This is a genomic window from Ditibartonella apis (genome assembly GCF_001952075.1).
Classification (GTDB): domain Bacteria; phylum Pseudomonadota; class Alphaproteobacteria; order Rhizobiales; family Rhizobiaceae; genus Bartonella; species Bartonella apis.
Genome location: NZ_LXYU01000003.1, coordinates 290,072 through 311,853, shown reverse-complemented (window position 1 = coordinate 311,853; position 21,782 = coordinate 290,072). Strand labels below are relative to the sequence as shown.

Annotated in this window: 16 protein-coding genes and 1 riboswitch; of the genes, 12 read left to right on the top strand and 4 right to left on the bottom strand. The window is 46.1% G+C overall.

Going from position 1 to position 21,782, the window contains the following annotated elements:
* The first annotated feature begins 410 nt into the window (after positions 1 to 410).
* On the top strand, positions 411 to 662 hold the full coding sequence (locus tag PEB0122_RS08270; RefSeq protein WP_075868829.1) for a GlsB/YeaQ/YmgE family stress response membrane protein: 252 nt from the start codon (positions 411 to 413) through the stop codon (positions 660 to 662).
* Positions 663 to 865: 203 nt separating this feature from the next.
* On the opposite strand, the gene PEB0122_RS08265 is transcribed toward PEB0122_RS08270, so the two are convergent.
* The gene (locus PEB0122_RS08265; protein WP_075868831.1) at positions 866 to 1,318 is read right to left on the bottom strand and encodes a GatB/YqeY domain-containing protein; all 453 of its coding nucleotides are present in this window, start codon (positions 1,316 to 1,318) and stop codon (positions 866 to 868) included.
* Between the two features lie 259 nt (positions 1,319 to 1,577).
* On the opposite strand from PEB0122_RS08265, the gene carA reads away from it, so the two are divergent.
* Entirely contained in the window at positions 1,578 to 2,774 is a 1,197-nt protein-coding gene (gene carA, locus PEB0122_RS08260) for a glutamine-hydrolyzing carbamoyl-phosphate synthase small subunit (RefSeq protein WP_075868833.1), read from the top strand.
* A gap of 422 nt (positions 2,775 to 3,196) precedes the next feature.
* Here carA and PEB0122_RS08255 read toward each other — a convergent pair whose 3' ends face one another.
* A complete protein-coding gene (locus PEB0122_RS08255) occupies positions 3,197 to 4,486 on the bottom strand; it encodes a TCR/Tet family MFS transporter (RefSeq protein WP_083650291.1) in 1,290 nt (429 codons plus the stop codon).
* A 431-nt stretch (positions 4,487 to 4,917) separates the two neighbouring features.
* Positions 4,918 to 5,817, bottom strand: a complete 900-nt coding sequence (gene ypfJ / locus PEB0122_RS08250; RefSeq protein ID WP_075916645.1) for a KPN_02809 family neutral zinc metallopeptidase — start codon at positions 5,815 to 5,817, stop codon at positions 4,918 to 4,920.
* A gap of 219 nt (positions 5,818 to 6,036) precedes the next feature.
* Between ypfJ and carB the strand changes: the two genes are divergently transcribed.
* The 5 genes from carB to PEB0122_RS08225 all read left to right on the top strand — a co-directional run bounded on the left by carB (position 6,037) and on the right by PEB0122_RS08225 (position 13,660).
* On the top strand, positions 6,037 to 9,522 hold the full coding sequence (gene carB / locus PEB0122_RS08245) for a carbamoyl-phosphate synthase large subunit (protein ID WP_075916643.1): 3,486 nt from the start codon (positions 6,037 to 6,039) through the stop codon (positions 9,520 to 9,522).
* A gap of 748 nt (positions 9,523 to 10,270) precedes the next feature.
* A complete protein-coding gene (locus PEB0122_RS08240; protein WP_075869835.1) occupies positions 10,271 to 10,804 on the top strand; it encodes an iron transporter in 534 nt (177 codons plus the stop codon).
* 273 nt (positions 10,805 to 11,077) lie between these two features.
* Complete coding sequence (locus tag PEB0122_RS08235; protein WP_075916641.1) at positions 11,078 to 11,401, top strand: cupredoxin domain-containing protein; 324 nt, start codon at positions 11,078 to 11,080, stop codon at positions 11,399 to 11,401.
* Between the two features lie 11 nt (positions 11,402 to 11,412).
* Positions 11,413 to 12,264, top strand: a complete 852-nt coding sequence (locus PEB0122_RS08230; protein ID WP_075916639.1) for an FTR1 family iron permease — start codon at positions 11,413 to 11,415, stop codon at positions 12,262 to 12,264.
* A 64-nt stretch (positions 12,265 to 12,328) separates the two neighbouring features.
* Positions 12,329 to 13,660 (top strand): 4Fe-4S binding protein, encoded by a 1,332-nt coding sequence (locus tag PEB0122_RS08225; protein ID WP_225867832.1) that lies wholly within the window; start codon positions 12,329 to 12,331, stop codon positions 13,658 to 13,660.
* A gap of 849 nt (positions 13,661 to 14,509) precedes the next feature.
* Here the strand turns inward: PEB0122_RS08225 and PEB0122_RS08215 are convergent.
* Positions 14,510 to 16,459, bottom strand: coding sequence for an ABC transporter ATP-binding protein/permease (locus PEB0122_RS08215; protein ID WP_075916633.1), 1,950 nt, complete (start codon positions 16,457 to 16,459; stop codon positions 14,510 to 14,512).
* A gap of 311 nt (positions 16,460 to 16,770) precedes the next feature.
* Here PEB0122_RS08215 and PEB0122_RS08210 point away from each other — a divergent pair, with 311 nt between their 5' ends.
* The 5 genes from PEB0122_RS08210 (at position 16,771) to PEB0122_RS08185 (ending at position 21,534) form a co-directional block, all read left to right on the top strand.
* On the top strand, positions 16,771 to 16,980 hold the full coding sequence (locus PEB0122_RS08210; protein ID WP_075868855.1) for a cold-shock protein: 210 nt from the start codon (positions 16,771 to 16,773) through the stop codon (positions 16,978 to 16,980).
* Positions 16,981 to 17,472: 492 nt separating this feature from the next.
* A riboswitch (cobalamin riboswitch) is annotated at positions 17,473 to 17,698 on the top strand.
* 556 nt (positions 17,699 to 18,254) lie between these two features.
* Positions 18,255 to 19,292 carry an ABC transporter substrate-binding protein gene (locus PEB0122_RS08200; protein ID WP_075916631.1) on the top strand — a complete coding sequence of 346 codons (1,038 nt, stop codon included), beginning with the start codon at positions 18,255 to 18,257 and terminating at the stop codon, positions 19,290 to 19,292.
* 9 nt (positions 19,293 to 19,301) lie between these two features.
* Positions 19,302 to 20,318 (top strand): FecCD family ABC transporter permease, encoded by a 1,017-nt coding sequence (locus tag PEB0122_RS08195; protein ID WP_075868859.1) that lies wholly within the window; start codon positions 19,302 to 19,304, stop codon positions 20,316 to 20,318.
* 1 nt (position 20,319) lies between these two features.
* Positions 20,320 to 21,075 carry an ABC transporter ATP-binding protein gene (locus PEB0122_RS08190; protein WP_075916629.1) on the top strand — a complete coding sequence of 252 codons (756 nt, stop codon included), beginning with the start codon at positions 20,320 to 20,322 and terminating at the stop codon, positions 21,073 to 21,075.
* Between the two features lie 21 nt (positions 21,076 to 21,096).
* Complete coding sequence (locus tag PEB0122_RS08185; protein ID WP_075868863.1) at positions 21,097 to 21,534, top strand: pseudoazurin; 438 nt, start codon at positions 21,097 to 21,099, stop codon at positions 21,532 to 21,534.
* Positions 21,535 to 21,782 lie beyond the last annotated feature (248 nt).

Genomic DNA, 21,782 nt, shown 5'->3' with positions numbered 1-21,782 from the left:
TCTTGTCGTCTCCGGTTCCAGTCCTATTAACTTAAACATTGTTGCAGTTGAATCCAACACCCCGACTGAAAAGACGGTTAAGCATTTGTTTTAAAATGTGATCAAACGGCAGGAACGGAAATTGCCCGACTTTTTAGGAAATATCCGCTTCATTATATCTTTTAAGTCTGGTCACTCCAGAAATATGACAGCCTCGTCTTTCCACTTCAAAAGAGAAATAAAATCAGCCTAACCTTTTCAAAACCACCTCGAATTGGTTTTTCAAATTCCCTTCGCTGATATTTCAATTTGTCACTGCACTTTTGCCGACAAGGGCTTCAAGACAAGAAGAAACCTTCAAGATACTTGAAGAAGAAAACGCGCGCCCTAACCTTTTTCATTAAAATTCATTCCGATTGAAGGAGATATCTATGCATGACGCAAGTGTAGGTTGGATTGCCGCGATCATCATTGGCGGATTGGCTGGCTGGGCAGCAAAAACATTTATGAAAAGCAACACCGGCCTTATTGTGAATATCATTCTTGGTATTGTGGGCGCATCGCTCGCAAGTTTTATATTCAGTCTTTTCGGCGTTACTTTCGCCGGTGGTTTCGGATATCTGATTTCCGGCTTTATCGGTGCCTGCATTCTGATCTGGCTTGGCCGGTTGATACGCTCGTAAAATTTTATTTTGTTTAAAACCCGATCAGGGACTGGCTGATTATTCTCTGCCGATCGTTCAGGATTTTTAGGAGAAACATGAAAAAAGGCACCTTCGAAAAAGGTGCCTTTATGGAAGTGCTTTTGCAAGTCATTTTCAAATGGCTTTATTTAAAGAGTTTGAAAACTCCAGCTGATTTTTTAACCGGCTTGAAAGTGCTGGAATTATTTCAGCTTTTCACGAATAGTGCTGCCAACTTTTGCAAAGTCCATCTGTCCGTTATAGCGTTCTTTGAGCCATGCCATGACCTTGCCCATATCTCGCAAGCTTTCCGCACCGGTTGCTTCAAGACCATCATTAATTGCCTTTTGAACCTCGTTTTCATCAAGCTGGCGCGGCAAAAACTCGCGGATAACAGCAATTTCATCGCTTTCGGCTTTTGCAAGCTCCGGCCGTCCACCTTCATTATAAAGCTTTACCGACTCCTCGCGCTGTTTGATCATTTTAGCGAGAATGGATTGCAATTCGGTGTCGTCAACGGCGGGTTTGCCTTCTCCTCGATTGGCAATATCGCGGTCTTTGACGGCTGCATTGATAAGACGAAGGGTTGAAAGCCGGGCTTTATCATGTTCCTTCATAGCAGTTTTCAACGCATTATTAATGTCATCACGCAACATGGTTCTGTTCACTCCTGTGGAAATTTGTCTTGGTCTACAAAATCGCCGTCACTCATGCAATGGAGTGCGTTAAAAATAATGGAAAAAGCCTTGAAAAAGACTTCCATTGCTCTTTACCTTACCGATCAAAGCTCCTATATCACAAACCTTAGCCGAAGATTGGAAAACTCGAACGCCCAGCAGATGCCATTTGCTTGCGGCTTTTTAGTGCGAACAATAAACGCGCCGTTTTAAACCAACGTTTAATTGAGAGTGAGCGATGACTAATACAGCAAAAACGACTTTACCATGGGGTACCACGAAACCCACTGCGCTTTTGGTATTAGCAGACGGAACCGTCATTGAAGGTAAAGGTTTGGGTAGAACAGGTTCCATTGAAGCTGAAGTCTGCTTCAATACTGCTATGACCGGATATGAGGAAATCCTCACCGATCCTTCCTATACCGACCAGATTGTAACATTTACTTTTCCGCATATTGGAAATGTCGGCGTCAATGCCGAAGATATCGAAGACCTGACACCGGCTCAACGCAGCGGTGCTGTGGGGGCAATTTTTAAAGCCGATATTACCCACCCTTCGAATTATCGTGCGGCCGAAGGTCTGGACAAATGGCTTTCCCAGCGCGGCATCATTGGCCTTTGCGGCATTGATACACGTGCCTTGACCTCGCTTATTCGCGAAAAAGGTCTTGCCAATGCAGTGATTGCCCATGACAAGAACGGCGTTTTTGATGTCGAGGCTTTGAAAGAACGCGCTCGCAAGTGGAGCGGCTTGGTCGGGCTTGACCTTGCAAAGGACGTAACCGAAGGCCAATCATCCGAATGGGATGAAACGCCATGGGTATGGAATGAAGGCTATGGTCATGAAAAGACAAAAGACATTCACATTGTTGCCGTCGATTATGGCGTAAAGCGCAATATTCTGCGCCTGCTTGCCGGACTTGAAGCACGTGTCACCGTCGTTCCTGCAAAAACCACGGCGGAAGAAATTTTGGCTTTAAATCCTGATGGTATTTTCTTGTCAAACGGCCCTGGTGATCCGGCGGCAACGGCCGAATATGCTGTTCCGATGATTAGAAAACTCGTCGAGACAGGTATCCCGATGTTCGGCATTTGCCTTGGACATCAATTGCTTGCTTTGGCAATGGGTGCAAAAACTGTCAAAATGCATCAGGGCCATCACGGTGCAAACCATCCGGTACAGGATAAAGAAACCGGCAAGGTGGAAATTGTCTCCATGAACCACGGCTTTGCAGTTGACGCAAAAACCCTTCCTGAAGGGGTAGAAGAAACGCAAATCTCGCTGTTTGACGGATCAAACTGTGGTATCAGGCTTGTCGGCAAGCCGGTCTTTTCGGTGCAACAGCACCCCGAGGCTTCGCCGGGGCCACAAGATAGCCATTATCTCTTCCAGCAATTTGCAAAGATGATCCGCGAACATAAGAAAGCGGCGTAATTGACCGTTTCCGGATTGGCTTTCCGACAGATCTAAAATAATCGAAAACCCGCTGAAAAGCGGGTTTTTTCGTTTCCGAAAATCTTTTCAATAATATTGTTTTGCTGTAATTAACGGAAAGGCCATGAAAAGCAGTGTTCACCTCCCGCGCTTCCTTGTTCCAATTGTCACCTTCAAGACGCTATACTGTTAGAACCGAACTTAATTCCGTCTAAAATCTCCTGAAGCGTTAACGTGCTCCAATTAAATTCTTTCGCAGCACAGTGCGTTTTCTGTTCCGCTTTTTGCCGTGTTTTCCGTGCGTTTTTTTGAAACGAGACATCTCGACATTGTCAACAATCTTTTCCGCCTTTAAAAAATCCGGAAATTGATTTCGACAATTCTGGCGGTTTCTGGAATTTTCAAGGTTGTATTTAACCCGATTAGCTGTCTCTCGCTTTTTCCCTATCGTGATCTCTCACAAGTTCATATGTCGTTAAACGCGGGCTTTTATCTTCGCGAACAAAAAAGCCGAAAACCAGTGTTGTTGCGAGCAACACGAAAAATGCCGTTGCATAAGGAGCTCCGGCAAATTTGAACGGTGCGCTGTCACTGGTGAAATAGCTGAAAACCGACGTATAGAACACCGGCCCGATCATCGACGTGATCGAGGTAATTGATGTCAAAGCGCCTTGAAGTGCACCTTGCGCATTGGCTGGAACTTGGCTGGACGCAATCGACCGCATCGGAACATGGGCGATATATTCCGGCATAGTGAAAAGGAAAACGACATAAAGCATATAGCCTTCAAAAGCGAAGGTGTAACCGACCATGCCGACGAGCGCGAAGATAAGCCCGATCATCGAGATTTTCCAGTTGCTCAAATGCCTTGTCATATAAGGCAAGAGCAATCCCATCACGATGCATTGGCCGATGCCGAAAACGCCATAGGCAAAACCGATGTAAAATTCGCTCCAGCCATAACGTTCTTTGGCAACAAAAGCCAAAGTTGACGGCCAAACTGCCTCTGCGAGCCAATAGAGGAAGAAGGCAAGAGACACCCAAAGCACGGTGGGATAATGGCGCAATTCCAGCAAAGCGCCTACCGGATTTGCTCTTCTAATATCAAAGGGGCGGCGCAGTGACATTGGCAGAGTTTCCGGCAGCATATACATGGCAAAAACAAAATTGACGAGCGAAAGTCCGGCTGAAAAATAAAACGGCATGCGGGGGCCGATTTCCCCCAAAACGCCGCCAATCAGCGGGCCTAAAAAGAAGCCGACACCAAAAGCAATACCGATGAGCCCGAAATTGCGTGTTCTGGTATTATCGTCGGAGATATCGGCAAGATAGGCTGAACAGGTGGAAAAACTGGCGCCGCTGACACCGGCAAGAATTCTGCCGATAAAGAGCATGGAATAACTCCACGCAATGGCGCAAATAAAATTATCGATCGCAAAAGTTATAATGGATAAAAGTAAAATTGGTCGGCGGCCGAAACGGTCGGAAAGATTGCCGATAAAGGGAGCGAACAGAAACTGCATGGTTGAATAGACCATGAGCAGAATGCCGCCATCAACCGATGCACGGCTGATACTGTCGCCGGTCAATTGGCTTAAATATTCCGGCATGACCGGCACGATGATCGCAATGCCGATAATATCGAGTAACAGCGTGATGAAGACCAGAACAAGTCCCTTGTGAACAAATTTTGCATCGAGACTTTGCGACATGACGAATTTCCGTGCTTGTACAAGAAATGCCTAATAAGACGATTGTCAGAAATAGAAAAGGGAAAAAACGCGCCTCATTGAGGCTCTCTATACTATTTTGGGAACGATCAACACTTTTCAAATGCTTGAATGGGCAAAATTTGCCGGAATAGTTTTGTTTTTTAAACAGTCATGTTTGCCGACGGGCAAAACCGGAATGAACGCAAAAATTTTGAAACCGTCCGCGGGTGAAGATGTTTGGCTGTTATTTTCGTCACCCTCATGATTTATGCCGATCACTTTATGGACCGTAGCCGCTACTCTTGCACCACACATGCGCAATAAATGAATTGTTAATGACCGCTTCTGAAGGGACAACGAGAATAAAAACAACGCAAAAGTCTTGAACGGAATGGGCTACAAGTTCCAGACATATTCTAAGTGCGGTTTTCTCAAAATCCGTCACATGATTCCATTTTGCCCAGTTGATAGCCGGTTTTGAAAGCATTGACTCTTTGTGAAGAAGTTCCGTGAGTGAAACTATCGGGCACAACGTAACCTTGTGTCTGTTTTTGCAATGTATCGTCGCCGATTTTTGCCGCTGCATTCAATGCATAGCCGATATCACCTTCTTCAAGAATTCCGTCATCCTCCGTTGAATGCGCCCACACACCGGCATAACAATCGGCCTGCAATTCGATTTTTACCGAAAGCGCATTGGCTGTCGACGTATCGGCTCTTGCCCTTTCTTTATTCATCCGGTCGAGAACACCGGTCAAATTCTGCACATGGTGGCCGACTTCATGGGCAATGACATAAGCTTGGGCAAATTCTCCCGGTGCGCCGAAATGGGTCGCCAATTTGTCGAAAAATTCGTCATCAAGATATAGCTTTTGATCGGCAGGACAATAAAAAGGCCCTACGGCCGCAGTTGCAAGACCGCATGGCGAATCGATAGTGCCGGAAAACCGCACAAGGATCGGTGGCTTATATTTGGCATTGTGGCGGGAGAATATATCGCCCCACGTATCTTCAGTTTCGGCAAGAACCGTTGCAATAAAAAGGCTGCGCCGGTCATTGGTTTGAATCGGCGCTTTTGCTGCGCCTGATGACGCTCCATGTTCGTTCACCAGCGCTCCATCGCCAAATAGAAAACGTGTCGGGCTATAGCCGAAGAAACTGAGCCCCAGAAAAATAACAACAAGAACGAGAATTCCTTTGAAACCGCCACGCGACAATAAGGCAAAACCGATGCCGCTCAAACCTGTTCGAAAAACCGGACTTGCACCGTTCGTTTTTTCGCCGCGACGATCTTCGATATTTTCGCTCTGCCTTCCACCTTCCCACCGCATAAGCCTCTCTCCCAGTGCTTATTTCATTAAAGAGCATATAACTTCTTCCTCCAAGAAGAGAAGGCTCCCCCCGACAGTAAAGCAAAAAAAATTAGGAAAAGCAAAATTTAGGGGGTTACTTTCCTTGCGACTTTACCTATAAGGCAGGCTTAGCCTTAAAAAAAGAAATGTTGAACCTGCCAGTTTTTTCTGCGCGGGTGTTTGCGATAGGATGCTGCCATGCCAAAACGCACAGATATAAAATCCATTCTCATCATCGGTGCGGGACCTATTGTCATCGGTCAAGCCTGCGAATTCGACTATTCGGGAACGCAAGCCTGCAAAGCCTTGAAGGAAGAAGGCTACCGGATCATTCTGGTCAACTCCAATCCGGCGACAATCATGACAGACCCTGATCTCGCCGATGCAACCTATATCGAGCCGATAACACCGGAAGTTGTTGCCAAGATTATTGCCCGGGAAAAGCCGGATGCACTGCTTCCCACCATGGGTGGCCAAACCGCGTTGAACACGGCTTTGTCGTTAAAACGCATGGGTGTTCTCGAACGCTATCATGTAGAGATGATCGGTGCTGATGCCAAGGCAATCGACAAAGCCGAAGACCGTGCATTGTTCCGTGAAGCTATGGCAAAAATCGGGCTTGAAACACCAAAGTCGATGCTTGCCAACGCAACCGAAATCAAGGAAGAGGACCGTAAGCGCCACGACGCAATGCGCGACAAGCTTATTGCCGAACTTGAAGGCGATGCGCTTGATAAAGCGCTTGAAAAGCTTGAACATGATTGGCATCTGGGTGAAAGCGACCGCAAGCAGCGTTACATTGCCCATGCCACAGGAAAAGCCGGACAAGCTCTTGACGTAGTCGGGCTTCCGGCAATTATCCGTCCGTCTTTCACACTTGGCGGAACAGGCGGCGGCATTGCCTATAACCGTTCGGAATTTTACGAAATTATCGAACGCGGACTTGAAGCCTCGCCAACCACAGAAGTGCTTGTTGAAGAAAGTGTTCTGGGCTGGAAAGAATTCGAGATGGAAGTTGTCCGCGATAAGAAAGACAACTGCATCATTGTCTGCTCGATTGAAAATCTTGATCCGATGGGTGTTCACACCGGTGATTCAATTACCATCGCACCGGCTCTGACTTTGACCGACAAAGAATATCAGATGATGCGCAATGCATCGATTGCGGTTTTACGTGAAATCGGCGTCGAAACCGGCGGCTCCAATGTGCAATTTGCGGTCAATCCGGAAAACGGCCGGCTGATTGTGATCGAGATGAATCCGCGTGTTTCTCGTTCTTCCGCTCTCGCCTCGAAAGCCACCGGTTTTCCGATTGCCAAGGTCGCGGCAAAACTTGCAGTCGGCTACACATTGGACGAATTGGAAAACGACATTACCGGCGGAGCCACACCGGCTTCGTTCGAGCCATCAATCGACTATATTGTTACGAAAATCCCGCGTTTTGCCTTTGAAAAATTCCCCGGTGCCTCGCATACTTTGACCACCGCCATGAAATCGGTCGGCGAAGTTATGGCAATCGGCCGTACTTTTCAGGAATCTTTACAAAAAGCCTTGCGCGGTCTTGAAACCGGCTTGACCGGCCTTGATGACATTGCCATTCCCGAACACGCAGAAGGCGACGAGAAAAATGCCATCCGTGCGGCGATCGGCACACCGACACCTGATCGTTTGCGTTATGTTGCGCAGGCTATGCGCATGGGGATGTCGTTAAACGAAATCCACCAGATCAGCAAAATTGACCCGTGGTTCCTTGAACAGATCGCATCGATTGTCGATATGGAACAACGCGTGCGCGAACAAGGCCTGCCGAAGGATGCAAAAAATTTCCGTATGCTCAAATCCATGGGCTTTTCCGACGCGCGACTTGGCAGCCTCACCGGCTTGGAGACAGAAGAAGTCACAAAAGCGCGCCATGAACTCAATGTAAAGCCGGTTTATAAGCGCGTTGATACTTGTGCTGCCGAATTTGCTTCACCGACTGCTTATATGTATTCGACTTACGAAGTTCCTTTCGCCGGCAAGATGCGTTCGGAAGCCAATGTATCCGACCGTAAAAAAGTGGTTATCCTTGGTGGCGGACCAAATCGTATCGGACAAGGTATCGAATTCGATTATTGCTGTTGTCACGCAGCTTTTGCACTCCATGATGCCGGCTATGAAGCCATTATGGTCAATTGCAATCCGGAAACTGTCTCGACAGATTATGATACGTCCGACCGACTTTATTTCGAACCGTTGACTGCCGAAGATGTGCTATCAATTCTCGAAGCGGAAAAAGAAAAAGGCGAGCTTGTTGGTGTTATTGTCCAGTTCGGTGGCCAGACGCCGCTAAAACTTGCCGCCTCGCTTGAAAAATACGGCATTCCGATTCTCGGTACCTCACCGGATGCAATCGATCTTGCCGAAGACCGCGACCGCTTCCAGAAATTGCTCATCAAGCTTGATCTGACGCAGCCCAAAAACGGCATTGCCTATTCGGTTGAACAAGCACGCCTTGTTGCCAATGATCTCGGTTTTCCGTTGGTTGTGCGCCCCTCTTATGTGCTTGGCGGGCGGGCTATGCAGATCATTCATGACGAGCGCAACTTGCAATCCTATCTTCTGGACACTGTTCCCGAACTGGTACCGGAAGAAATCAAAGCTCATTACCCGAATGACAAAACCGGACAGATCAATACACTTCTCGGCAAGAATCCTCTTCTTTTCGATACCTACCTCACCAATGCAATCGAGGTTGATGTCGACTGCCTGTGCGATGGAGAAGATACTTTCGTAGCCGGTATTATGGAGCATATCGAGGAAGCCGGCATCCACTCGGGCGACTCGGCCTGTTCGCTTCCGGTTCACACATTATCACCTGAAATCGTTGAAGAGTTGAAACGCCAGACGATTGAGCTCGCCAAAGCGCTTCATGTTGGCGGTTTGATGAATGTGCAATATGCCGTGAAGGAAGGTGTTATCTATATTCTCGAGGTAAACCCGCGCGCTTCCCGCACGGTTCCATTTGTTGCCAAAACAATCGGACGGCCGATTGCCAAGATTGCCGCTCGCATTATGACGGGTGATAAACTTGAAAACGCTGTCAATCGTTATGGCGGTTACCCCAAAGTTCAGAAAAAACCGCATATCGCTGTGAAAGAAGCTGTCTTCCCGTTTGCCCGCTTCCAGGGTGTCGATACTTTGCTAGGGCCGGAAATGCGCTCGACTGGCGAAGTGATGGGGCTTGATTACAGCTTTGCCCTTGCCTATGCCAAGGCACAACTTGGCGCAGGTAACGATCTTCCACGTGAAGGCACATTGTTTGTGTCAGTCAAGGATGATGACAAGATCCGCGTGCTTGGCGCCGTCAAGCGCATGGCAAAACTCGGTTTTTCAATCCTTGCAACAACCGGAACGCAAAAATTCCTTGAGGAACATGGTGTGAAAGCCAAAAAGATCAACAAGGTTCTTGAAGGGCGTCCGCATATCGAGGATGCTATCCGCAACCGCCAGGTTCAGATCGTCTTTAATACGACCGACACAGCCAGTGCAATTTCCGATTCAAAGTCGCTGCGTCGGGCAGCATTGATGCAAAAAGTGCCTTATTACACCACCATGTCGGGTGCTGTATCCGTTGTCGATGCAATTGAGGCTTTGCAGAATGGCACGATCGAGGTGCGTTCTCTGCAAGAATATACCGAATAATTTTTTTCCGCGGCAAAAGTGAGAAACGCTTTCGCCGCGGCATTTTTTAACGGCATTATCTTTTTTGTTTTCCCTGTTCCGCTCTGTTTTCCAGCTGTTTCTTGATTACCAGTCGACCATTCCAAAACACCATTGTTTGATGTCTCAGTCGTGTTTCTACGGGTTAAAAAAATTCATATTTCCCGTTTTTTGAAAACAGCATTAGATAGTCCGAAAATTCTTGTTCATTTATTTTTTCAACTTTTACCCTTTTACATTCCGATATCCGTGACGCTTTTCTATTTTTTGCGACTTTTATTTCCGTAACGTAAGTGCATTTACCCCGTCGGCTCCTTTATCGCGCACGAAACATGTTTCAGGTTTTCTCGTACTTACGTCATCCATATCCCTATTCTCAAACAAAAGTGGAATAATCAGTAAACTTGTTTTATTAAAAAATATAAAAATGATATTTTCCGAATTTATCAATTCATGTTTTTTATTTTATCAATGATAATTATTTCATAATTTTATTATCAATATTTTCTATAAATTTTTTATATTATGATATACGTTTTTCATGACGTAACTATGTCGGCTAATCATTCAATTTTCGCAAAAATTTAAATTAATAAATTAAAATTCACCAGAAAATTTTTGCCTTATTTATAAGTTTTATCAATGAACTTGATAATTTTGGTAAATTTTGAATTTGCGCTTTCAATAAAAGATGATATATATAGTCATGTTTTATTCTGAGGGATATATCATGCGTTTAAACAAACTTATTTTGGCTACTTCCTGCACTCTATTTGCAACACCGGCTCTGGCTGTGGAATACCCGATTGGCGAACCACAGCATTGCGGAGGTTTGGAAATTGCAGCTGTCTATCTGCAACCGATCGAAATGGAACCGGAAGGCATTATGCTCGCGGCGGCCAAGTCGGATATCCACCTCGAGGCCGATATTCATGCAACAGAAGACAACAAGAACGGCCTTCCGGAAGGTGCATGGGCACCTTATCTTCAGGTTTCCTATGAATTGACCAAGGAAGGTGCAAAAGAGCCTTTGAGCGGCCATTTTCACCCGATGGTTGCCAATGATGGCCCGCACTATGGAGAAAACATCAAGCTTGATGGCGCAGGTAAATATCATTTGAAATACACGATTTTGCCGCCATCAAAAGAATCAATGTTCGGCCGCCATGTCGACAAGGAAACCGGCGTTGGCCCATGGTTCGACAAATGTGTGGTTGAATATGACTTCACTTATGCAGGAACCGGCAAAAAAGGCGGTTATTGATTAATTTTGAAACAGGCAAAAACGTTTGCCTGAAACTAACAGCGGATAAGGTCTTTTTTCTTGACCTTATCCCCAAAGATCGGGACCTGTTTGTCAAGTCGGGGTTTACTTTCGATCGTCCACAATTACAAGTAACCCTCCGAGCAGACCGGCCGTTGTGACCTCCACAGCCGGTCTTGCTTTTTAACGGGGTCGTTTTAGCAGGCAATAGTCTTGTTCTTGAAAGGCAAGCGTTAGATCGACAAGCCTGTTTCGGTTAAAAAGGGTTTTATTATGCGTGCAATATTGGTTTTGTTGTTCTGTCTTTTTCCCCTCTTTGCCGGAGCGGATGAACTGTCGGTCTATAATGTCACCATCAAGGATGGCGTTTTCGAACCACAATCAATCGAGGTTCCGGCAGGGCAACGTTTCAAGATTTCAGTCAAAAATATCGGCTCCGGCCCCGCGGAATTTGAAAACCTGTCCATGAGGGTCGAAAAAGTTTTAGGTGCCGGTGTTGAATCTTTTGTTGTTATTCATCCGCTTAAAGCCGGAAGCTACCATTTTATTGACGAATTTCACATGGATATGGCCGGTTTTGACATTAACGTAAAATAGGAGAGCAGAAAATGGGTGCACCTCTTTTCATCGTCTGGCGTGAAAGCATTGAAGCGCTACTCGTTATCGGCATCCTTTATACGTGGTTGCGGCGCGAAAATCTTTTAACCCTTAAAAACCGGTTGTGGACGGGAACAGCTTTGGGGCTGGTTCTTGCCGGTCTTCTTGCCGTTCTCTTCTACGTTGCAGGCACATGGTTTGCAGGCCCCGGCGGGGAATGGTTCTTCACCGCCATGATGGCAGTTGCCGCCCTTCTCATTATGCAAATGATTGTCTGGATGCATCACCACGGTGCTTCGATGAAACATACATTGGAACGTGAAGCAGCCGAAAGCCTGCAAACTTCCGGTGGTTTCGGCATTATGCTTCTTGCCATGATTGCCGTTGCCCGTGAAGGATCGGAAACGGTGGTGTTCCTTGCCGGTGTCGGTGCGCAACAAAATGGTGCGTCGCTCGGTATGTTCATTCTGGGTGGCGTGCTGGGCTTTATACTGGCGCTCTTGACCTTCTGGCTTTTGCAAAAATTTTCCAAAATCATACCGTGGAGATGGTTCTTTTTAGGAAGTGAATTCGTCCTTCTGCTCATTGGCGGGGGATTGCTGATCACCGCATTCGACAAAGCTGCGGCACAAATTTCCGCTTATGATTTACCGGAATGGCTATATAGCTTCATGGATGATCCGTTGTGGAGCACAAGCTGGCTCATTCCCGATAACAGCACATTGACAGGTCTTACAGGTTACCATGCGGAACCGTCTTTGATGCAAGTCGTTGTATTGGCGATCTACTGGGTTGCAGCCATTGTCCTTTGCAACAGGAAACCGGGAAAAACTGTCGCCCGTACAACATTGAAAGCTTCCTGAAACCAAATTTTTAAAACAAATGTCACGCATTCTTTCCACTGCCGTTTATAAACTGGGCACTTCTATGCAACGTCATAGAACAGTGATCCAGTCTATCCAGTGGTGTGTTGTTGTCATTTATCTTTTTTTGCTTGTCATCCCGCCATTCCTGCCGCTGCCACCACGTCAGGAACATATTCTTGGCAATCTTGTTCTTTTTGCCCAATTCGTATTTTGGGGAATCTGGTGGCCATTCGTTATTCTTTCCATGCTGTTCATCGGACGTTTGTGGTGCGGTGTTTTTTGCCCGGAAGGTGCTTTGGCCGAATATACCAGCCGCAAGGTCGGGCGTAATTACAACATTCCGCGCTGGCTTAAATGGCGTGGCTGGCCGACTGTCGCCTTTATTCTCACGACACTTTATGGGCAATTGATAAGCGTTTACGATTATGCCGAAGCAGCGCTTCTCATTCTGGGCGGCTCGACGCTTGCGGCAATGACCATCGGCTTTTTCTTTGGTAAAGGTACGCGTGTCTGGTGTCGTTATCTTTGTCCGGTTAATGGTGTTTTCAACCTGCTTTCCCGCCTTGCTCCTATTTCTTTCAAAACCGATCAGGAAAAATGGGCACATTATTGTGGCGCTCGTCAGGATAACCCGAATTGCCCGCCTATGATCAATATTCATCAGCTTCATGGCGTCAATGCCTGCCACATGTGTGCGCGTTGTGCCGGTTTTCGTGATGCTGTGGCGTTAAAGCCGCGCTCTGTCATGGAAGAAGTCGTCGTCTATGGTGTCGATAAACACGCCAATCCATGGGAAGCAAGGCTACTGCTTTTCGGCATGATCGGCGTTGCGATCGGTGCATTTACGTGGACTGTAAGCCCGTGGTTTGTAACCTTCAAACAGGCGATAGCCGAATGGCTGGTCAACCATGATATTTACTGGCCACTTGACCCGACAGCTCCGTGGTGGATTTTGACAAACCACCCTGCCAATAATGACAGCTTCAACTGGGTGGACGGTTTTTGTGTTGCAAGTTACATTCTTGGAAGCGGCGTGCTTTTTGGCACATTTTTAACGCTCATTCTGTGGGCTATTGCCTCGTTTATGCGTTCGCCAACACTCTTTCATCATTTGGCACAAGCATTTTTGCCACTGGCAGCAGCTGGCATATTTTTGGGGCTTTCAGCAACGACAGTCAAGCTTTTGATGTATGACGGCGTGACCTTCTGGTGGCTTTCTGATGCACGTGCTTTCATTCTCGCTTTGACATCACTCTGGAGCCTTTGCCTGGCGGCACGAATTTTACAAAGAACACCTGGAAACCTCATCCGCAAATATCTGAGCTTTTTCCTCTTTGCTTTTTCTTGTGTCCCCATTGTCTATGCATGGTGGCTGATGTTCTGGGGCTGGTAAGTTTTGAAATTTGTAATAAAGCAATTATCCGGCAGTTCAAAAATTCCGCCAGCCGGCCACCCGCTTCTTTTCCACGAAAAACCGACATCTGTAACGCTGCCCAAGGTTTATCATGCTCTTCACGGTTTATTCTTCACGGTTTATAATGGACTTCAGGATTTATAGTGATTTCGGGAAAATGCTGTTATCCGAAGAAGACCCTGCTTATCCAAAAGTTTCCCCTTTCGCCGCTTTACTTTGAAACCTGTTCCGTTTTGTGCTCTTTCATCTTTATCCCCTCCACGACAGCTTTCACGGAAAAACTTGGGCGATAGTGCTCTTTTATAATTTGAAATAAACTCAAAACCGTTGCCAGCAATACCGGTTTTAAAAGCCTGCTTGCGCATTTTTAAGAGGACGTTTTCAAGTGCGTCCGGTTTTGATTTTATTCTCCATGAGCTTTTAAAACACAACTTGCCCGAGCGGACTTTTGCGTCTCCCTCCTTTTCAAGTTTGATTCGAGGTTCCGGGGCGCGCTTGAAACGCTAAAAGCATTTCTCTTTCAAAATAGCTATCGGGAAAGAACTTTACTTGGACAAAATTTCACTAAAAAGCATTTTTTAAAAAAGCCGTTTTTGAATACTGATCGTTGAATTGCCGCAATCTTGCCGCTAAACTATTTTTTCCTGACGTTGAGGCTAATCTCGAATGAGTAAAAGGCTTCCCATTGGTTAAAACACTGCTATCCGCAACAGACACTTCTACAAAACCACCGCACATAAAAACAATGACCAAAAAAGAAATGGTTTTTGCGTTTTTACCCCCCTCAGCGGCTTTCCGTTTTGTTTGGCAGTAGCCAAATCTCCAAACTTATTTTTTTGGCTCTTCATCTGTATCTTTTGCAGGCGAAATTTCTGAAGCCTTTGTGGTCTTAATGCCCGTTGTTTCAGTGTCTATTGGTTGAGCTTCCGAAGTGCCATCCGTCGGCTCACTTTTTGGCATTTCTTTTTCGCTCTTTGACAAAGCCTGTTCGGAAGGTTCGAATTTTACTTCCACAATCACGTCGAACAGATAGCTTTCGTCATTGCGACGGCTGATATAGACAAAAGTTGTATTTTTCAAATGTTGGAAGACAACCGAGGCAATACGTTTGCGTACAGTTTCGTCAATGCCATCCATCACCTGATTGGCAACGATCCACTCCGGATCTGTGAGAAGCACGCGTGCAAAAGCAATCGAACGGCGTTCAACATCATTAAGACGTCTCTCCCAATCGACGTTTTCCTCATCAAGCGCGGAAAAATAATCACTCAAACCGGTGATTTCGAGAGCGCGTTCAATTTCTTCATCTGTCGGATTTTTATTTGTTGCCGGATAGAGAAGAACCGTGCGCAATGTGCCCGGCGGAATATAAGGTGCGTCGGGAATGTAATTGGGTAAACCCGAATTGGGAAGCCCTACTGTGCCCTGCCCCCACGGCCAGAGCCCTGCAAGCGCATGGTATAGAATGGTTTTATCAACATCTTGCGGCGCATAGATCAGCGTGTTTTGCCCGCGCTTGATTGCCAGATTTTCCGGTGTCAAAGTCAATTTGCCATTGGCTGTGCGGATCAACAGATTGTCGAAGGTCATAATATCGGAATCATTGGTTTTGACCGTGATATGCTCGCCCTTCAGGCGGTCGACACCATCCATTTGCACAACAGCCTGCCTGAATGTTGCAACACGCAGCATTGTTGCGCGCCAATCGGCCAGAGCACCATAATTGTCGACAAACCAGCGCAATGATTGGTGCGCCTGATTGAAGGCCTGAACAGCAGCCTGAAGACCTCCAAGATCAATGCCTCCTCCAAAATAGATCGGCGAAGCAATTATATAGGGAGCAACATTCGATACCCAGCCATAACCGGCGGTAATGCCTGTCAGTTTTGTCGTTGCGACAACGATATGCCAAATAGCGTTCAAAACATTTTGCACACGGCCATCAAGATAGCGTTTCTCGTCCTTTTCCGCCCCCATCAGAGTTATCGAATCAATCGAGCGGTTGGTGTGCATCAAAGCGGCACGCAAATCTGCCTCCCGCGCATAACGGTTGGCGTTGATCGTCACCAGATTACGCGCAACAAACCATGTGAGGAAGGATGCCGCACCGACATAGAGGAGCACTGCCCAGATCATGTAACCGGGAAGCGGAAAACTATAGCCTGAAAAACTGAAAACAAAACCCGCCGTTGTTGCCCATAAAGTCGGAATGAAGATGATCAATGTGACACTTGCTTGCAACAGGTTGATGCCAAGATCAGCGGTTGATTCAGCGAGATGACGGGCATCTTCATGGAGTTTCTGGTCGGGATTGACACCAACCTCGCCAGCCATTGTCAGACGAAATGCGCGTTTTGGTTGCATCCATTGACTGATAAGATCGTCGGTCAAACCTTCACGCAATTTCATTTTGAGATATTGGTTTAAAAAAGTCTGGATAATGTTGAAAATCAACAGAACCGAGGCAATAACAAAGAACACACCGAGCTGGAAAACGAATTCGTGCAAATCTTTGCGGCTGATCGCATTCCAGAAATCCTTTGTCCATTCATTGATTTGCAATTGCCCGCGGCCGATTAAAATAATCAGCACGAGTATACCCAGAAATGTCGCAATCAACGTATTGCGTGTATGCGAATGCCAAAAAGCAATATAAAGGATCTTCGCCTGATGGGAAAAACGGGTATTTTTGACAATGCCTTCACGCAGTGAACCGGGAGCTGCATCAACCGGATTATCAGGCATGTTGTCGTCTATATCGCTGCCTTTTTTGGCCATTCACTCAAATCCCCTTTTATGACAATCGCGACATTCTGACGACAATTAAAAAAATGACCGCCCTTTATACACCAGATAGTGTCGGCAATCAAAATAGCAAAAGCTACAACGCTTTCAAATTTAATATTAATTCAACTTGCTTTCTTTTTCGAGAGGGTCTAATGAAGCGCCAATCGAATTTTCGGTTGTGCGACTTTCTTAACCGTGCAGCAAGCACTATTTAACGAAACTCCCCTTTCTAAATTTCGATCTATCCAAAGTATCAACATAAGACGTGTTGATGCAATCATTTCTTATTACAGGAGTTTCCTATGGCTACAGGAACAGTTAAGTGGTTCAATACAACAAAAGGCTTCGGCTTCATTCAACCTGATGATGGTGGTGCAGATGTTTTTGTCCACATTTCAGCCGTTGAACGCTCAGGCATGAGCGGTCTGAATGAAGGCCAGAAGGTCTCTTATGAAGTTGTACAGGATCGCCGTTCCGGCAAATCTGCTGCAGGTAATCTTTCAGCTCTTTAATATCTGTAATTGAAATGCTTGTCTAAAACGGCAGAACGTTTTATCGGCATTTCATAACCGGATATAAAAGAAACAGGTTTTTAAAAGCTCCACTTTTTCGAGGTGGAGCTTTTTCCATTTTAGCTTTATTTTTATCGTAAGCCTGATGCATTCGCCACACACCTATTACAATTTCCGGTGGGCGTGTTTTGCCCCTATTCAAAACATCTACACCTTTTGCCGATTATTCAAAGAATAAGCCCAAAACCCGAAAAAATAGGCATTATCGTTTCGGGTTTTATCTTTTCCGGCGTTTATGCCCATGGCTCTTTTCCCCCTTTGCCACACTTTTTACCTTTTTCTGATGCCGCTTCGTTTAGAATTTATTCTTTTTTTTAATCCGGAATTCAGACACTCATTCAATCACTCAAAGATGACCCGAATGGCACATTTAAACTATTTCCCGTTCAACCGAGGAAATTCAACAACACGCTTGCACTTATATTTAGATAAGTTATAAATTTTATTGACGGTTCCCCTTCACGATGTCTTCAAAAGGGGAATAATAGGGAACACGGAAAAATTGACCTCACTCAAGGGATTTCAGCCGTGGCTGCCCCCGCAACTGTAAACGGCAGCACTTTTTTCAGGGTTTTACCCGGCCACTGCGAAAGCGGGAAGGTGAAAGGTGCATAAAAATGCCGCGAGCCAGGAGACCTGCCGTCAATCATGGGCTTTTTAAAAGCTCGTTAATAAAATGCCCTAACGCACGGTGGGTGCAAAGGAAAGGTCATCATGGCAATCCAATCAGGCGCCATTTTTGTCGCCTCTCGCACGCTCATCCGGATAATCTTGTCCGGTTTGATTGCTCGAGCAAAACAATTGTTCCGACAGAGTTTTTTGTTTTATCTCTTGCGGCTTTTTTCAAAACAAAAAAGTTTGGAAGTGTTTTGCTCGCATTTGCTAAAGCGGAGAGAATGTAAAAATGGCCTATTGAAACAAAAATATTCTGATTGTGAAAAGACCCGAAGTAAAAAGTCAAAAACAGAAAAGGCCGGAACCGAAAACATTTGTAACTTTAGAAAAGTGGTTACAAATGCGTTTTTTAGCCGGACTTTTTCCAAGGCATTTTCTTCAAGTCTTTTCCGCCAAAGAGTGCTTTTTTCGTTTTACAGTTGCGCTTTTTCAGACGTGAAAATTTTCCCAATCCCCGCCGTCAATTACTTCAACTCCGTGACATGGCAGAGCCCTCATAAAACGGCTTTGCACCAGCTTTAAACGAGAAAAGTAAACTCATGAAAACCATGCATTTGAAGACGATCATTCTGGCTGCGGCAATAAGCTGTTTTTCCATTGCTGTCCATAGCAATGCTTTTGCTGACGAAACGCATTATCCGTTAACGGTAAAAAATTGCGGCCGCACACTTGTTTTTAACAAAGCACCGGAACGCGTTGTTTCGGTCGGCCAGAATACGACAGAGATACTTTATGCTTTGGGATTATCCGACAAGGTCAAAGGTACAGCGCTCTGGTATTCGCCGGTTTTGCCGCAATTTACCGAAGTCAACAAAAACGTTAAAATGCTTTCCCATGATGTTCCAAGTTTCGAGAGCATCATTGCCGAAAAACCCGATCTTGTCGCAAGTCATCAGGAATGGGTTATCGGGCCTGCGGGAAGTGCCGCAACCTATGACCAATTTAAAGATTTTGAAATTCCGGTTTATACAGCGCCGGCCGATTGCGTGGGAAAAGACAACCTTGCCGGCAGTGACGGTTTGCGCACAACCCCCTTCACAATGGATCTGATCTATCAGGAAATTTCCGAACTGGCATTGATTTTCAATGTTCAGGATAAAGGAGAAAAACTTGTTCATGACTTGAAGGGGCGCGAACAGGCTGCAATCGACAAAGTAAAAAACTTGCCCAAAGGCAAAATCAGCGCTGTTTTCTGGTATTCCAGTGCCGATCTTGATATTGACCCCTATGTCGCCGGAGACCTTGGTGCACCCGGTTATATTATGAAAATTCTTGGCATCAACAATGTTATAAAATCCAGCTATGAGTGGCCGACTGTAGGGTGGGAAACCATTGTGAAAGCGAACCCGACCATTATTGTTCTTGCCGAAATGGATCGTCGCCGTTTTCCTGCCGATGATGTTGTTGTGAAACGCGATTTTTTAAAAAAAGACTCCGTTACAAAACTGCTACCGGCTGTCGAAAATGATCGCCTTGTCAATATGGACGTGCAATCCATGAACACAACCATGCGCACCATTGACGGTATTGAAAAACTGGCAAATGCCATTGTCGAACTTGGTCTTCTAAAAGAGTGACGCAAAAGAGTGACTCATTTGCCCCGCACGATTATTATCTGGCTTTTCTGCATCTTCATATTGCTATGTGCAATTGTTGCCGGTGCAGCGATTGGCGAGATTGCAATTCCGTTTTCGTCTTTTTTGAAAACCATTGCCAATCATCTGTTTGATAGCGGTTACGAGGTGGATATATTCCACAGCCGGGTTATCTGGCTGTGGCGCTTGCCGCGTGCAGTGGTGGGCGCCTGTTGCGGTGCGGGACTTGCCATGTGCGGGGTTATTTTACAGGCCTTGTTACGAAATCCCCTTGCCGAACCCTATCTTCTGGGCATTTCTTCGGGTGCGGGAACAGGTGCGGCACTGGTTACCGCTTTCGGCATGAATTTGAGCATCCTGTCGCTTTCAACCGGTGCTCTAATCGGCGGTCTGTTATCGTTTTTCTTCGTTGTGTTCCTCGCCTATCATTCCGGCCGCAATGCAACCGCCATTATTCTGGCAGGTATTGCGAGCGCCATGTTGTTTAATGCTTTGACGGCACTCATATTGATGATTTTTACACCGCTTGAAGGACGCTCGAATATTTTTGCATGGATGATCGGCAATCTTTCCGGTGCGAGATGGAGCGATGCGGCACTCGCCTTTCCTTTGACACTTGTCGCATTTTTGATTTTCGTTGCCTTTTCCCGCATATTGGATGCCTTTGTATTCGGTTCGCGTGCTGCAAAATCGCTCGGCATTTCTGTCCATTATGTAAGCATGTTACTTATTACTGTCGTGGCACTGGTTACAGCCGTCATGGTTTCGATTATGGGTACAATCAGCTTTGTGGGACTGGTTGTTCCCCATGCTGCCCGTCTTATTGTCGGTGTGCGCCACCGGCTGCTGATACCGGCTTCCGCTTTTATCGGTGCGCTTTTCATGATTGCGGCCGATGTTATTTCGCGCATTATCGTGCCCGGTCTTGCTTTTCCGGTCGGTATAGTCACCGCATTGATCGGTGCACCACTTTTTGCCCTGTTGCTTTTGCGGCAGAAAGGAAATTGATATGCTTGTCGGAGAACACATATCACTTGAAATCGACCGTCACACTATTCTTGATAATGTAACGCTCACATTGAAAGACCAGGAAATTTTAGGCATTATCGGCCCGAATGGCGCGGGAAAAAGTTCGCTTCTGTCGGTTTTTGCAGGCCTCATCACACCGACAAAGGGGAGTTTAAGCCTTGATGATATTGCTTTTTCCAACTGGTCAAGGCGCAAACTTGCCAAAACAATTGCCTTTGTCGAACAGCAGGCCGAACCGCATGAACACATCGACGTGCGCCATGCGGTAGAAATCGGCCGCACACCACACAAACGCCTGCTTTCACCATGGCTTCAGGAAGACGAGGAAGCGTTGCAGGATGCACTTTTGAAAGTCAATATGAAAGGCTTTGAAAAGCGTCTTCTGAACAGTCTTTCGGGCGGAGAAAAACAGCGCATTCATATTGCGCGTGCATTGGCACAAAAACCGCGCATCCTCATTCTTGACGAGCCGACCAATCATCTTGATATCGGTTGCCAACTGGAAATTCTTTCCCTCATTCGAAAACTCGGCCTGTCTGTGCTGATTGCCCTTCACGACCTCAATCATGCAGCCATGTTTTGCGATCGCATTGCTTTGCTTCATCACGGACGATTGATAAATTCGGGAAAGCCGGAAGAGGTTTTGACAAAGGAAACAATATTGACCAATTTCCATGCCAATGCTGAAATAGAGATGCTTGAAAACGGTAGGCCCCATATACGCTACCTGCTTTAATTTTCCTTGAAAGGATGAAAAATGAAAAAACTGTTTGCCTTTGTTGCTCTGCTCGCCTTCATCTCGACTGCAAATGCCGAAACCTACGAGGTAAAAATGCTCAATCGGGGAGCAAGTGGCGCCATGGTTTTCGAGCCGGATTACCTTAAAATCAAACCGGGTGATTCCGTAAAATTCATTGCCACCCAAAAAAGTCATAACGCTGCAACGATTGATGATATGATACCGGAAGGGGCAACACCCTTCAAAGGCAAAATCGATGAAGAACTACAAGTGACTTTCGATAAGCCGGGCTTTTATGGCATCAAATGTATTCCCCATTATGCCATGGGTATGATTATGTTGATTAAAGTGGGTGACGATCAGGTTTTGCCGCAATCCTATCGCGACCATAAGCAGCCGGGCATTGCAAAGAAACGCTTTGATGACATCTTTTCCCGCGTCGATAAAGGGGAATAAAGCGGGAATTTATTAGCAAACGCATGTTCCGCACAAAGGGGAACGCGTCGTTCAGTTGCAGCAACGATTATGCGGCAAGGATGAACAATTTTAAAAAAATAAAGGTTCAGGAAATTATCCGGACTTTTAGCGAAACTTGAAAAAATACACCGGTTTCAATAATAGTTCTGTGCTTTCTACAATAAATTGATGAAGAGAATTCTTGCACTTTCAAGGCGCATGAGACATAGATTTACTATTGCTGGTAT